The organism is Gluconobacter wancherniae NBRC 103581 (genome assembly GCF_007988885.1).
Taxonomy (GTDB): Bacteria; Pseudomonadota; Alphaproteobacteria; order Acetobacterales; family Acetobacteraceae; genus Gluconobacter; species Gluconobacter wancherniae.
Genome location: NZ_BJUZ01000002.1, coordinates 486,327 through 500,872, shown reverse-complemented (window position 1 = coordinate 500,872; position 14,546 = coordinate 486,327). Strand labels below are relative to the sequence as shown.

Sequence of the window (14,546 nt, the reverse complement as noted above, 5' to 3'; positions counted from 1 at the left end):
ATGACAGGCTTATTGACGGCCCTCCAGCGCAGCCGTTTTCTCATCCTCGGTGTTCTGGTCACCTGTATGGTTTTCGGCCTCGGCCTCGTCACAGGGCTGCCCGTCGAAGCAGTGCCCGATATCTCACCGCGTCAGGTACTGGTCTCGGTGACGGCTCCGGGACTGGCTACCGAGGAAATAGAGCGCCTGATCACCTTCCCGGTGGAGGCCAGCATGGCCGGCCTTCCGGGCATGACAGACCTTCGTTCCGTATCGCGGTCAGGTGTCTCGGTTGTATACGTCCAGTTTGACGACAACACCGACATTGATCTCGACCGCACGCGCGTCAACGAACGCATCATCCAGGCCCGCGCAAATATCGCCATCCCCGGCATTGCCGTGAACATGGGCCCCCTGTCCACGGGCATGGGCGAAATCATGCAGCTTCAGCTCAAGGGACCGGCATATTCGCTGATGGACCTCAACCGCGCCATGACATGGACGGTAGCACCCCAGCTGAAACTCATCCCCGGCGTTGCAGACGTCAACGTAAACGGAGGCTCAGAAGAAACGTTTCAGGTGTCTCTCGATGAAGCACGTCTGCTTTCCTATAACGTCTCCGTTTCGGATGTGTACCGCGCAGTCGATAACAATAACGCTGCATCGGGCGGCGGATGGATCGAGCACCATCAGGAACAGCAGATTGTGGTCGGGCGTGGCCTTGTCCGGGATCTTGATGATTTCGGAAACATCCCCGTGCGCTCCAATGCAAACGGAACACGCATCCGCCTTAAAGACCTCGGCAAAGTCTCGATTGGCCCCAGAACACGCCTCGGCGCCGTCACCCGCGATGGGCGCGGGGAAATCGTGATCGGGGTTATCATGATGCAGATGGGTGCAAGCTCAGACGCAACACTCGCATCCGTGAATGCCAGACTACCCACCATCCAGCACACTCTACCCACGGGCATGACGCTTGAGCCCTATTATACCCGTGCCGACCTCACACGCGGCACACTCGATACCGTCAAAGAAAACCTGCTTCTGGGCGCAGGTCTTGTTCTACTGGTTTTAATCATCGTGATCGGGGACTGGCGCGCCTCGCTGGTGATTACGTCTGTCATTCCCTTCGCACTGGTCTGCGCCATGGTCGGGATGCGCTTCTTTGGCATTTCCGCAAATCTGCTCAGCCTTGGCGCAATCGATTTCGGGATGATTGTCGACGGATCCCTTGTCGTGGTGGAGCATGTCCTCGCCCGACGCGAACGCAACCAGACGATGAAGCTCCCCATCCTCGTGGTCGAATGTGCCAGTGAGGTCGCCCGGCCGGTAAGCTTCGCCATTCTTGTCATCATCATGGTCTATCTACCGGTTCTGACCCTTGAGGGCATCGAAGGCAAAATGTTCCGCCCGATGGCGCAGACAGTCATCATGGCCCTGCTGGCCTCGCTGCTTTACTGCTTCGTCTGTGTGCCGCTCATCGCTGCCATGGTGCTTCGCAAAAGCATCCCTCACGGTGATACACGCCTGATCGCTTTCCTGCGACGCGGATATGGCCCGGTCGTTCAATGGGGGGAGCGCAACGCCCGCATCATGTTCGGCATGGTGCTCGCAGTCGCAGCCCTCTCGCTTGCACTGGGCGCCCGCCTCGGCGGCGAGTTCATCCCCCAGCTTCAGGAAGGCGCACTGACCGTCACCACAACACGCCTGCCAAGCGCGTCCCTCCCTACAGTCCTGCGATCTGTCACGCTTGAGGAAAAAATCCTCCGAAGCTTCCCTGACGTACAGACCGTCGTAAGTAATACCGGCACCTCTGCAATTCCGACTGACCCAATGGGCGTCAACGAAACAGACACCTTCATCCTGCTCAAGCCGCGTTCCCAATGGACGACCGCACGCACGCAGGAGGGCATTCTCCAAGCTATGGACAAGGCGCTTCGCAACGCCCTGCCGGTTGCCGATTACTCCTGGAGCCAGCCTGTTCAGATGCGCATGGACGATCTTCTTTCAGGCGTACGAACGCAGATCGCCGTCTCAATTTACGGAGACGATCTCGCAACGCTTAGCCGGTTGGGTGATCAGGTGGCAGCAGCGATGAACTCCGTGCACGGCGCTGCAGATGTGGCCGCTCAGGGCAGCGGAAGCGTACCTTTCGTGCATGTGGATGTGAACCGTGAGAAGGCAGCAAGGCTCAACGTCCCCCTTCAGGACATTCTTGATACGGTCGAAAGTGTTGGCGGCCATATCGGCAAGCCGGTCATCACGCAAAATTCCGTCATTTCAACACAAATCCGTTTTCAGGAGAGCGAAACATCCTCCCCTGAAAAAATCGCTGCCCTGCGGGTTCGCCGTGCAGATGGTCTTGCAACTGTCCCGATTTCACAGGTTGCGGACATTACCGTGCAGGATGGGCCACCACGGATCAGTCGTGACCAGATCCGTCGGCGCCTGATCGTTCAGGCCAACGTCCGGGGGCGCGACCTTGGATCATATGTCGAGGAAGCCCAGCGCGCGGTAGACAGACAGGTGCGTCTTCCCCCCGGTTACAGCCTGAGCTGGCAGGGGCAGTTCCGTAACCTCCAATCCGCAATGAAGCGCCTTGAAATCGTTGTCTCGATCGCGCTGGTGCTGATCTTCGGGTTGCTGGTCGCCGCACTTGGGTCCGTGCGTGCAGCGGGGCTCGTCTTCGTAAATCTGCCCATCGCCGCCACAGGAGGCATTATCGTCCTGACGCTGCGTGGGCTGCCTTTCAGCATATCGGCAGGCATCGGGTTCATCGCCCTGTTCGGTGTGGCCATTCTCAACAGCGTTGTGCTTCTGAGTGCCATTCGTTCTCGCAGACTGGAAACAGCGTGTGACGCAGCGACAGCAGCCTTCGAAGCTGCCGAGGAACGCTTCCGGCCCGTTATGGCCACCGCGCTCGTAGCAAGTCTGGGGTTTTTTCCCATGGCCTTTTCAAGCAATGCAGGTGCCGAAGTGGAGCGTCCATTGGCCAGCGTCGTGATCGGCGGCCTTGTGTCCTCCACAATCTTGACATTGCTTGTGCTGCCCTCACTCTATGCCCGTGTGATGAAAAAGCAGGCCTGAATACGGTGCGCATCCTGATCGTTGAAGATGAGCCACATCTCGGCTCCGCAGTACAGGAACGCCTGCGCGAGGCAGGCCACGCCGTGGACTGGTTCATGACCCTCGCCGATGCACGCGCCATCCTCCTGACCATGAATTACGATGTCGTCGTACTCGATCTTGGCCTTCCCGATGGCAGCGGCCGCACACTTCTGCGGGAACTGCGCCGGGCACGCTCAACGGTTGCCGTGTTGATAACAACCGCGCAGGATCAGATCAGCGACCGTATCGCAGGCCTCTCGGAAGGCGCAGACGATTACATCGTTAAACCCTATGACCTCGATGAACTTTCAGCCCGCGTAGACGCAGTGTCGCGCCGTTATGGCGGTGGTTCGGGTGAAAATGAAATTCTTCTCGATGACGGACTGGCACTGGATCTGAGCCGTCACCGCCTCTCGCGTGATGGCACTGAAATTGACCTCACCGCTCGCGAATGGGCGGTGATCGAAGCTCTCGCAAGACGCCCCGGCGCCGTCTGCTCCCGCGAACGACTGGAAGATGCCCTTTACGGTCTGGGCGAGGAAGTAGAGAGCAACGCCATCGAGGTTTTCATCAGTCGGCTTCGTAAAAAGCTGGGCTCTGGCACGATCATCACCGTGCGCGGTCGTGGCTACCGGCTGGCAGAGCCGCGGGCATGAAAAACTGGAGCCTCGCATCCCGCATTCTGGCGAGCGTGCTAGCTGTCGTCACCAGTTCACTGGTCTTTCTGAGCATCTCGGTAGCCGGTTTTACGCGCTTCGAAGTTACCGAACGACTGGATAATTCTCTTCAAGAGGTCGCCGAGCGGCTCGAATTTGTTATCTCGGCAGTCTCTCAGGTTCCAAATGGCGGAAGCGTTGCACGCCTGCCTGATGTCGGCCCACGCACATTGGCCTACCAGATCGTGGACCAGAGCGGCCATGTTCTGCTGCGCTCTCAGAATGCGCCCGTCACGCCGTTCGTAAGCACCAATCGTACGGGCTTTTATGACAGTCCGAAATTCAGGATATACGTCACACACTCCACCTCCAGCACGAACGACATTCTCGTTGGTGAGCCCACATTCCACAGGCGTGAAGCGCTGAGGCGTGCCACACTTATTTCTGTCCTGCCAATGCTGGTCTTCCTGCCAATCGTGTGGCTTCTCGTGCACTGGATCGTCCGCCGTGCCCTGCGCCCGCTGACCGATCTTCAGGCTGAAATCCGCAAACGCGGGGATCGCAATCTTGAGCCTATCGGCCGTCTCGCCCTGCCTGAAGAACTCTCCACCATTCTCACCGCCGTAAATTCACTCCTGACACGGCTCAAGAAAGCCCTCTCCACCGAAAGAGCTTTTGCCGCCAATGCTGCTCATGAACTGCGCAACCCAATCGGCGCACTCCTCGCTCAGACCCAGATGCTGCGTGATCAGTCCGTGGATACCGATGCGCGCGAACGCAGCGCACGTATTGCACAGCAGGTCCGAGCACTCGGCAGGACAGTAGAAAAACTCCTCCAGCTCTCCCGTGCATCTTCCGGTATAGCCTTACAGGGTGAGCGCTTTGACCTACTGCCCGTTCTGGAAATTCTCGCAGACGAATTTCGCGGGAGCATTGAACAGGTGGCCGTTATCCGTCTGTCACACCCCGGCATGGAACATCTTTTCATTGATGGTGACATGGACGCGGCAGGAATCCTGTTTCGCAACCTGATCGAGAATGCGGTGCGGCATGGCACACCATCCGAGCCCATTACCATTACGGCCACCCCCGACAGAACAGTCAGCGTTGAAAATGCAGGGCCAATTCTGGGCAACGCAAAATTGGCCGAACTCAAAGAACCATTCGTTCGCGGAGAAAATCCCAGAGTTGAGGGCAGCGGTCTGGGACTTGCCATCGCGGCAACCATCGCCGAGCAAATGGGCGCAAAGCTGATTCTTCTCTCTCCGCGCCCTACCAAAATTGACGGCTTTTCAGCGCAAGTCCATTTTTTGCAGTCTGCGGTACCAGAACAAAGCTGAACCTGTTCAACAGGTAAAATCAGGCACCCACTGCCCCGCGTCTCTGACAAATAGCGGAGAAGAAAAACTCCCCGACACTGGCACGGATACCCGATCGCGCCACCGATTGGTCTGCGTCATGGCGCAGACAACGCCCACAGGCTCGATTTTCATCATGCCCAGAAGTGCTATCGTCGCGGCCAGTGACGTTCCGGTGCTGACAACATCATCCACCAACAGGACCCGCTTTTCCTGAAGCAGAGGCAACAAATTCGGGTCCAGATACAAGGATTTCGCATTTCCCGGACTGGTGATGGACGTCAGGGGCACTGAGACATCGTCACGATACCAGAACTTACGCGATGTGCTCAGCGGCACATAGCGGGCATGACCACAAGCCCGCGCAACACCCGGCGCAAGTGTCAGTCCGAGAGTGGGAACGCCCACAATCACCTCGGGAGCAAACTCCAGCGCAATTCGGGACATATCCTCCACGATCGCATCCAACACGCCAAAAGACGCGTGGTTGACCAGCAGCGATGACACTGCGTGCTTTCCGTCAGGCAGCGCGCGCAACGGCAAATCAAGCGAGCGCGCGCCAACCTTCACACGGTACCGGTCCGTGTATGGTGCAGAGAGTTCAGCGTCAGGTGCGAACTCCTGCCAAAATGTCGTTGTCATGCCTGTTCCGCGAACGATGTCATAAGGCGCACTGCGTGTTCGAGGGCGTCTTCATCGAAGTCAAAATTACCCGCGTGGTGTGGCGCTGTCAGATCCGCACCCATCAGGCAGTAACCTGCCTTGCCACCCTTTTCCTGAACACGACGCATCATGAAGGTCGCATCATCGCCACCGCCAATCGGCCAGTTCGGGACAATATCCTCCAGCCCAACTGCGCGCGCCGCACGCTCCAGCCTTTCACAAACCGCAACATCAGACGTCGCGCTCACCGACTTCCCCTGACACGCAATCTCGACCTCTGCACCCTGCATCAAGGCCGCACCCTGCAAAACGCGCCGCGCCGCATCGACGAGACGGCTCAACGCATCTTGGGTCGCCGCACGGAGTTCCAGTTCCAGAAGCGCTTCATCGGCAATGACATTGCGCGCACGCCCTGCGGACAAAACGCCCACATTCACACGTGTATCAGCCTGCCCATCCCGAGGGAGCGCATGAACCCCCAGCGCCGCAGTCGCAGCGGCGAGCAACGCATTTCGCCCTTCCTCCGGCATCATCGCAGCATGCGCAGCACGACCGGAAAAGCGGACACTCCATTTCTCGGACCAGAAAAAACCATCGGCCATCAATGCAACACGGCCGCTCGGAAGCTGACACCCGAGATGCAGCGCCAGAAAAGTATCTACATCGTCCAGCAACCCTGCAGAAACGATCGGCTGGGCCCCTCGCCCGCCTTCTTCCGCAGGCTGAAAAATAAGACGTAGCGTTCCTGTCCAAGCCGCAGTTGGGTGCGACAGTTTCTGCGCCACTGCAAGCCCAATCGCCGTATGACCATCATGCCCGCAAGCATGCATGAAGCCTGTACGTTCGGAGGAAAAGCGCTCCGCTGCGGGCAGATGGCTCTCAGACTCACTTTCCAGAACCGGCAACGCATCCATGTCAAAACGCAGAGCCAGCACGGGGCCGTCTCCGCGGCGCATTTCCCCACAGACCGCCGTCTGTCCGCCCGGCATCCGGGCCATCCAGTTCTCATCCGCGCCAGCGAGACGCGCCGCCTCCTGAGCGGCCAGAACTGCCTCTGCGGACGGCAATGCCTGAACATTTTCCATTGCCATGATCTCCGGTCCAACGCGAACGTCAAAACCAAGCTCAACAAGGCGAGCAGCCACAACAGACGCAGTGCGATACTCAAGAAACGCAGGTTCGGGAAAGCGATGCAAAGACCGTCGCATCGCTTTCAGGTCATAGGGAAATGCTGTCACGCCGGGATAACCATATCCGTAACGATGCGTCCGGTCATACCATCGGTAATGCCCAGATCCGTTACATGAGGTCCCGGATTACAGGCAAGCGATGCTCCGATGATCAGCTTGATCATAACGGGCAGGCCTTCCCATGTTGAAACATCTGCCGCCGCATCGCGGACTTTCTGGAACAGGACCGCCACATCTTCGGGCTCTGCGGTTGAAAGCAGGCCACAGACCGGAAGATCGAGCATCGCCACGACTTTCCCATCCTTCGCGACAGCCATGCCGCCACCACAGGCGATCAACGCATTGGCCGCAGCAGCCATATCATCCGGATCATACCCAAAGACCGCCAGATTGTGGCTGTCATGAAGGATCGTGGTGGCAATCGCGCCAGACCATTCACCCCACCCCTCCAGAACGCCCTGCCCCGGCTTTGACGTCTCGCCATAACGATTGAAAACCGTCATCAGAGCAGTGTCCTTGGGAAGAACGATCTTTCCGTCACGAACCTCAACATCACGTTCGGCCCAATGCGTGGAGCGCGGCGTATGCACCGTGTAAATCCGGGCATGAGTGCCCTGAGCCGGGATATGGAAGTCAGACGCCGAAACTGGCTTCAGGTTCATCGTATGGGTCGGTGCCACACCCGTGTCAGGACGCATTTCAACACGCATTGTGCCGTTCGACGCCACGTGCTGACCGGATGTAAACACTTCCGTCACTGCAAAATCAGCGAGGTCCTTGAACACGACGAGATCAGCCCGTCGGCCCGGCGCAACCAGTCCCAGATCCCGGCGTCCAAGACGCATGGCAGCATTCAGCGTCCCGCATCGCAGGGCCGAAACCGGGTTCATGCCCAGCTTCACGAGACAACGGAGCATGTGTACGATGCCGCCACGTGCCACGAGATCATCGGGAAAAATGTCATCCGTGCACAACGTCACCGTCTGAGGCACGCAACCGATTTCCTCAAACGCGGCTACGGCTTCGGGCAGGACCATTTCATGTGAAACCCGCAGCTCGAGCGTCATGCCTGCGCGCAGTTTTTCCAGAATGTCGAAACGGTTCGTCAGTTCGTGGTCTGACTCAACACCCGCCGCCACAAAGCCCTGAAGACCCTGCCCTTCGAGGCTGCGCGCATGACCACAAACCAGCTTCCCGCTTTCAAGACCCGCCTGCACGATACCGCGCATCTTGGGGCTTCGGGTCGTCACGCCGCGCATGTCCATGACTTCGGCCACACCAATGACCTCTGGCCAGGAGAGCATTTCAGCCATGGCAGCCGGGTCAAACACCGCACCCGCACGTTCCAGCCCCGGCGCAGACGGCACACAGGACGGTGCCTCGACGAGAATACGCAGCGGCAGATCACGCGCGGCATCGATCGCCCAGCGCACGGCTGAAAGCCCACCGACATTCCCCACTTCATGCGGGTCCCAGCAGATCGTGGTCGTGCCCTGTGGCACCACAACGCCTGCGTAGGAACGCGGTGTGATCATCGAGCTTTCGATGTGCAGGTGAGTATCGATCAGGCCCGGAGAGACAATCGCGCCATCAAGCTCCACAATTTCAAGTGCATCGGAGCGGCTTGCGCGTTCATGAACGCTCGCAATCAGCGGCCCCACCAGACCGATATCGGCCTCGCGGATTTCACCTGTCGCCATGTCCGCGACACGCCCGCCACGCAGCAGCACATCGAATGGCGCGCGGCCACACGCTGCATGAACAGCCCTGTCACGGAGGGCGGCGTCGTTCAGATCAAGGCTGATACTGGTCATGGCTGGCTCACATGGTTTGCGGCATTTACAAAAAGATCAATGAAGCGGCCCTGATCGACACCAGTGACGATTTCGACCTGACGCTCGCCCACATGCGGACGCGTGCTCTCCGGCCAGACATGGGCATAACCGTAGTTCGGGCCATGGGAGAGATCCACATCCATATAAGCCGTCACCTTGCTGGTAATAAGGCTCGGATCAACCGCAATGGCTGCGGCAAGCTCGTCCCACATCGGCTGCGGGCGGAAGTAGGTCCGCAGGTAATTCCCGACCGGGCCATTAGAGCGCGCAGCACGATCACGGATCTCGGCAGTCATCCGGATGGGGTTGGCAACTGTTCCCACGGAAATGATCTGCGGGAACGGCGCAGTCAAAGCGATACTTGCGGATTCCGGATCAAACATCAGGTTGAAATCTGTGTAGTAATCCGCGCTCAGGGTAACCTGCCCCATGTTGCCATCCACGATGGCTCCCATGAACACAAGACGCTTGCAGAGCGAGGCAAACTCCGGGTCGAGCCGTGTTGCCAGAGCAATATTCGTGAGTGGCCCGGCTGCAAGGATCGTCACCTGATGGGGATGAGCGTGGACCTGCCGGATCATGAACAACGCCGCCGTTTCGGCGGAAGGCTGACGATGCGTCTCACCTTCTTTGAGGGGCGGTACAGGAGGCTGGAAATCCGGAGCATCTCCGCGCCAGGCGCCTTTCCAGGGCATTTTCCCATTCGCTTTTTCCCAGGCGAGCAAGCGCGCGCGGGAATTGACGAGCGGCTGTGTCGCACCCGGGACTACCGGAAGACTCACAGGGACATGTGCGAGGTCCAGAAAGCGCGAAAGATGCGCAACCGAAGCGTTCTCCCATCCATCCCCGACAACAACCGTAAAACCGAGCAGATTGACACCGGGCATTCCCAGAAGCGGAATGACAGACTGGATATTGGTCCCGCCCGGCCCAAAGAAATCATTATCCGCAATGATGTAGTCCGGAGTTTTCTGGGCATGTGCCCCGCTGACACCAGTAAGGGCAATACCGAGCAGAAGGGCAGCACGGCGGAAAATTCTAATCATATCGGGACTTCTTGTCAGTGATGGTTGTGCAGGTTTGCAGACACCACGAAAAACGCGATGAAAATGCAGCACAAACCCCAGATAACGGGAGAGACAGAGCGGCCACGCCCTGTAAAAAGCGCCATCGCCACATAGGAAAATGTTCCGATGGCCATGCCGTTGATGAGGTTTCCGGTCATAAGGGCAATGATGAACGTCAGGACCGCAGGCGTACTGACCGTCAGATCCGAAAGATCCAGCCTGCGCACGCCCTGAAACATCAGCATCCCGACCATCAACAACGACGGTGCCGTAGCCTGCGGCGGAATGATCATGAAGAGCGGCCACAGAAACAGGGACGTACAAAAACCAGCAGCAATAACCAGAGCAGTCAGCCCGGTGCGCCCACCCGCCTGCACACCCGTAACAGATTCCGAATAGACCGTAACAACCGCCGTCCCGAGCAAAGGCCCGACGATCGTACTGACGGCATCGGCAGCAAATGCCTCCGTCGCGCGGGGAATACGACCATCTTTCGACGTCATGCCCGCTGCTGTCACGACGCCGAGCAGATTGGCAAGCGTCCCGAACAGTTCTGTGCACAGGAAGAAAAAGAGCATCGGAAGCACATAGAAAATGTGCTGGAGCAAATAGAGCGGATCGAGGTGAAAGGCTGTCTGCGTAGGCCAGATCGGCATGGCAAACACATGCTGTGGCATGTGGGTAATCGTGCCGCCCTTGCCGTCAGGCAGGAACAGGCCAACAACCGTCAGGGTAATGATCGACAGGATCAGCGCCCCCGGTATTCGACGCGCCACCAGCACCGGAGTAATAATGAAGCCCACAAGAGTCATGATAACGGCAGGGCTTCCGATAGGCCCCATTGTAATGAGTGTTGAAGGACTGCGGACGATGAAACCGGAATTCCGCATCCCGATAAACATGATCACAAGCCCCACCGCCACCTGAATGCCTATCCTCAGCGTGTCCGGTATTTCATGTGCCAGCCGCTCCCGCAGCTTCGTCAGCGTCATGAGCAGAAACAACACCCCGGTCAAAGACACCAGAGTGAGTGCGGCGGGCCACGGAATGCCCATCTGTTTGACCAGGACCACCGCGAAGACGACGTTAGACCCCATTGCCGGTGCGAGGCCCAGCGGCAGGTTGGCCACAAGGCCCATCGTCACCGTACCAAAAATGGCAATCAGGCATGTCGCACTCAGCACGCTGGCGCGGTCCATACCTGCTTCCTGCATCACCATCGGATTGACGGCAACGCAGTAAACCATGGCAGCGAATGTCGTCAGCCCGGCAATGATCTCACGACTGACGGTCGTGCCGCTGGCCTTCAGGCCGAAGAAGCGCTCAAGGCGGGCTGCCAGCATGACTCAGAAATCTACTTTAGCGGTCAGGAGAGCGGCAAAGCCTCCGGCCACATAGTAGGTCGGCGTTCCCTGCGCCGCGATCGTCGTACCGTACACGCCCTTCGTGGCACGGGAAGACGCAGCGATGCCAGCCGGTCCGGAAAGATATTTATTATCGCCAACATTCATCAGATTAAGCCTGATTTCCGGTCTTGTGTGCAGGATGCGCGGAGCACGATAGCCGAAATTCATGTCTGCATTCACATAACCCGGCATCGCCTGATCATTCATGAACGTCGAGAACTGGCGGCCAACGTATTTCACGTTGAAGCCAGCAAAATACGTCCCGTCATCATAATCAAGCCCGACAGCGGCCTGAAATTCCGGGCTACGCACCGCAATCTTGCCAGCCGTTGGCAGAGCATCGTTGCCGACCTTGTAGTTGTTGTCGATGGTGGCATGAAGATATTCTGCGGAAACATAAGGCCGCAGATTGTGCCAGGGGCGCGTTCCGAACTCGATATCCACGCCACGTGATGTCTGACCACCAGCGTTGATGTTCTGGGTAATCTGCGCGTTGTTCACCACGACCTGCGTCGCAACCTGACGGTTCGTAAAATTGTAGTTGAAGAACGTAACAGAGCCACTGAAAACATCGCCTGTATAGCGATAACCCAGTTCTTCCGAGATCGAATATTCGGTCTTCTGCTGCGTGTTTGCCAGTGTGGTCGCCTTGCCGGTCGTCGCACTGTATGTGTCGTAAAGTGCATTCAGTGTGGGTGTACGGAAGTTCGTCGCCACGTCCGCAAAAATCTGATGCTGGTCATTGAAGCGGTAACGCGCACCAAGGTTTGGTGTCGTAACGGCTGCGTTCATCCCTGTCCGGTAATTTGAACCCGGCAGGTAGTTGTAGCCGATACGGCTGACCATGGATTCCTTCACACCAGCCTCGACACGCAGGCGGTTGTTGAAGGCATTGAACGTGTCGCCAAAAAACAGCGAATTGACGCGTGTGATGGTCAGGTTGTCATAGCTCGCCAGACGCGTCCCGTCCGAAAGCTTGACGTTATTGAGGAAGCCCCAAACGTTGGCAGGCCCACCGTTTTCACCCACAGCGCTGTATGGATTGATCATACGCTGGCGCGACCAGTCGAACCAGTACCCGAAGACGAAATCATGATGCCCGATGGTATAATGAACCTTCGAGACCAGCCCGGGCCGGTAGACGTAGGGAGTGGTGAAAGGCGTGTACATCATGACCTTGTCGGTCGTGGTGCCGTTCCCGTTCAGGTCAATGCTATAGCGTTGCGTTCCGGAATAGACCGAGTTTTCAGACATAAGGGATGCAGACGCGATCGTGCCCGCATTCCAGTAGAAATATGGCGTGAAATCGAAACCCAGATGCCGGTTGACCACGATGTGCTGAGGCGCACTCAGAATCAGTACACGATACGGGCTCTGATGAAGCTTCCAGTAGCGCGTATCAGTCGGGGAGAAATCCTCAGAATAATTCGCTTTGCGTCCATACTGCTGCCAGGTGGAGAGCGACGGTGAAAGATACGCCACCTTCATCGAATCATCGAAGCTGACGGACACGCTGCTCCGGCTGCCGTTATGCCAGTCCTTCACGAGCTTCGCGTCGACGTGCTGTTTGTGATCGTCTCCACGGCCACGGAAATGCGGCTCCTCAAGATGAGACCATGCAACGAATGCCCGCATTCCGGTATTGCCGATCAGGCCAGTTTCCAGACGCGCGTATTCACGATGGGTATGATAGGAGCCATAGGATCCGGCAATCGTGCCACCCATCTTCTCTGACGGGTCCATCAGATTCATCGTCACGATGCCACCAGAGGCACCGATGACCGGGGAATCCAGATTGGCCGATCCCTGCTGCATCGTCACCTGACTGAGATTTTCGGAATCCACCCACTCTGTGGGGAACGCCATGTACGAGCCGATGTCGTTAAGCGGAGCCCCCTCGACCGTGAAACCGATCTGATCGCTGTTCATGCCCCGGATCGTCATATTGCCGCTCACCATGCCGAACGGGTCCGCGCTGGCCACATTCGCCCCTGGCAGAGAACTCAAGAGACGGAAAACGTTTGGCGTTGGGGCCTGCTTGGCTATGAAAGCCTGCGTAATTTCGCTCCGTGCACGGGTACCGTTCTGCTTGGTCATCAGACCACCGCCGATCGTGGCTCCGGCAACGCGGATGGTCTCGCTGCGTGAGACGACTTTTTTAGCAGATTTGTGCGAAGGTAGCGCGTTATGTGTCCGGCGCCCTTCCGGGGTTCCGGCTGCGAAAGCCATTGTTGAAAAAAGAGTGCCGACAATCGCGGTGCTCAGGAACCATGAAGCGCGCATAAAGAGCTCTCGAACATTATGACACAATATCTCTGCCCGCAGCCTTGCGTAGGAAGCCGTGGTGAACGACGTTGCATCTGTATGAGGGATAACAACTTGTTATAAGACGTCCTACTAACTCTTCATTAGAATCTCAATCTGTTTTTGCAACGTTTTCTGGATTTTCCACGTCATGCCCGCCACCGACTTCTCCTTCGCGCTCGACGCACACGATGCAGTTCCGCTCTACCTGCAGATGAGTCGCCACGTTTCGGGGCTGATCGGTACACACCCACTCTTCATGGAGCGGCTGCCTTCAGAGGCAGATTTCTGCCAGATGTATGGGGTAAGCCGGATCACGGTGCGGCAGGCACTCGCGTACCTTGCCGAGCGTGACATCGTCGTCCGCCAGCATGGGCGCGGGACATTCGTTGGGCCATTACACCGCCCCGGCAGACGCAGCAGCATCATCTCGTTTCAGGACATCCTGACGGAAAAGGGACTGCGCCCAAGCCTGACCCTTCTTGATTTCCAGATATGCACGCCCCCTGAAGACGTTGGCCATGCACTTTCTCTAGGGTCTGGAAAAGCGATCTTTATCCGTCGCGGATACGCAGCAAACGACAAGCCGGTCGCTGTCACGGAAGTTTATTATCCAGAATCGTTTTCTGAGATGATCACCACGGAAATGGCCGCAAGGATGACGTCCGTCACCCTCCTGACAGACGTCATGAAATTTAGCATCGACTATGCAGACGTTTCGATCGGCCTGATGCACGCCGGACAGGAGACCGCGAAATGGCTTCAGATTCCAAAGGACGCTACGCTGATGAAGATCCAGCGTATTACGCACTGCGTCAGTAAAGGCCCGAGCGAGCATAGCCGCCTGCTGGTCACGGAAGGATCGGCAGATTTTCGTATTGATTCAAACGGGTTGGTCCTGAACACCGAAAACGCCTGGACCTAAGCAGGCGCCAGCCCCACACATACGAAGGCCGCGCCGTTCAGAACGCTGGCCTATA

Annotated in this window: 10 protein-coding genes; 4 read left to right on the top strand and 6 right to left on the bottom strand. The window is 57.7% G+C overall.

All coding sequences use genetic code 11. The features are described from left to right. Genes GWA01_RS09340 through GWA01_RS09330 form a run of 3 tightly spaced genes read left to right on the top strand, consistent with a single transcriptional unit; the run spans position 1 to position 5,083 of the window. A complete protein-coding gene (locus GWA01_RS09340; protein ID WP_146796804.1) occupies positions 1-3,066 on the top strand; it encodes an efflux RND transporter permease subunit in 3,066 nt (1,021 codons plus the stop codon). Between the two features lie 5 nt (positions 3,067-3,071). Continuing rightward, positions 3,072-3,743, top strand: a complete 672-nt coding sequence (locus GWA01_RS09335) for a response regulator transcription factor (protein ID WP_146796801.1) — start codon at positions 3,072-3,074, stop codon at positions 3,741-3,743. Continuing rightward, a complete protein-coding gene (locus GWA01_RS09330) occupies positions 3,740-5,083 on the top strand; it encodes a sensor histidine kinase (protein WP_146796798.1) in 1,344 nt (447 codons plus the stop codon). Before GWA01_RS09335 ends, GWA01_RS09330 begins: the two co-directional genes overlap by 4 nt. A 6-nt stretch (positions 5,084-5,089) precedes the next feature. Here GWA01_RS09330 and GWA01_RS09325 read toward each other — a convergent pair whose 3' ends face one another. Genes GWA01_RS09325 through GWA01_RS09300 form a run of 6 tightly spaced genes read right to left on the bottom strand, consistent with a single transcriptional unit; the run spans position 5,090 to position 13,545 of the window. Next, positions 5,090-5,743, bottom strand: coding sequence for a phosphoribosyltransferase (locus GWA01_RS09325; RefSeq protein ID WP_146796795.1), 654 nt, complete (start codon positions 5,741-5,743; stop codon positions 5,090-5,092). Continuing rightward, positions 5,740-7,002, bottom strand: coding sequence for an amidohydrolase (locus tag GWA01_RS09320; RefSeq protein WP_229316047.1), 1,263 nt, complete (start codon positions 7,000-7,002; stop codon positions 5,740-5,742). Before GWA01_RS09320 ends, GWA01_RS09325 begins: the two co-directional genes overlap by 4 nt. Next, positions 6,999-8,768: an adenine deaminase gene (locus GWA01_RS09315; protein WP_146796791.1), complete on the bottom strand. Its 1,770-nt coding sequence runs from the start codon at positions 8,766-8,768 to the stop codon at positions 6,999-7,001. The genes GWA01_RS09320 and GWA01_RS09315 overlap by 4 nt, the downstream gene beginning before the upstream one ends. Continuing rightward, complete coding sequence (locus GWA01_RS09310) at positions 8,765-9,835, bottom strand: nucleoside hydrolase (protein ID WP_228118501.1); 1,071 nt, start codon at positions 9,833-9,835, stop codon at positions 8,765-8,767. The genes GWA01_RS09315 and GWA01_RS09310 overlap by 4 nt, the downstream gene beginning before the upstream one ends. Positions 9,836-9,849: 14 nt before the next feature. Beyond that, the gene (locus GWA01_RS09305; RefSeq protein ID WP_146796788.1) at positions 9,850-11,199 is read right to left on the bottom strand and encodes an NCS2 family permease; all 1,350 of its coding nucleotides are present in this window, start codon (positions 11,197-11,199) and stop codon (positions 9,850-9,852) included. A 3-nt stretch (positions 11,200-11,202) separates the two neighbouring features. Further along, a complete protein-coding gene (locus tag GWA01_RS09300) occupies positions 11,203-13,545 on the bottom strand; it encodes a TonB-dependent receptor (protein ID WP_146796785.1) in 2,343 nt (780 codons plus the stop codon). 172 nt (positions 13,546-13,717) lie between these two features. Between GWA01_RS09300 and GWA01_RS09295 the strand changes: the two genes are divergently transcribed. Next, the gene (locus tag GWA01_RS09295) at positions 13,718-14,491 is read left to right on the top strand and encodes a GntR family transcriptional regulator (RefSeq protein ID WP_146796782.1); all 774 of its coding nucleotides are present in this window, start codon (positions 13,718-13,720) and stop codon (positions 14,489-14,491) included. Positions 14,492-14,546 lie beyond the last annotated feature (55 nt).

What these genes read in the sequence shown, in the direction of transcription:
- GWA01_RS09340 (WP_146796804.1), top strand. Translation starts at nt 1, where the DNA reads ATGACAGGCTTATTGACGGCCCTCCAGCGCAGCCGTTTTCTCATCCTC.
- GWA01_RS09330 (WP_146796798.1), top strand. Translation starts at nt 3,740, where the DNA reads ATGAAAAACTGGAGCCTCGCATCCCGCATTCTGGCGAGCGTGCTAGCT.
- GWA01_RS09325 (WP_146796795.1), bottom strand. Translation starts at nt 5,743, where the DNA reads ATGACAACGACATTTTGGCAGGAGTTCGCACCTGACGCTGAACTCTCT.
- GWA01_RS09315 (WP_146796791.1), bottom strand. Translation starts at nt 8,768, where the DNA reads ATGACCAGTATCAGCCTTGATCTGAACGACGCCGCCCTCCGTGACAGG.
- GWA01_RS09310 (WP_228118501.1), bottom strand. Translation starts at nt 9,835, where the DNA reads ATGATTAGAATTTTCCGCCGTGCTGCCCTTCTGCTCGGTATTGCCCTT.
- GWA01_RS09305 (WP_146796788.1), bottom strand. Translation starts at nt 11,199, where the DNA reads ATGCTGGCAGCCCGCCTTGAGCGCTTCTTCGGCCTGAAGGCCAGCGGC.
- GWA01_RS09300 (WP_146796785.1), bottom strand. Translation starts at nt 13,545, where the DNA reads ATGCGCGCTTCATGGTTCCTGAGCACCGCGATTGTCGGCACTCTTTTT.
- GWA01_RS09295 (WP_146796782.1), top strand. Translation starts at nt 13,718, where the DNA reads ATGCCCGCCACCGACTTCTCCTTCGCGCTCGACGCACACGATGCAGTT.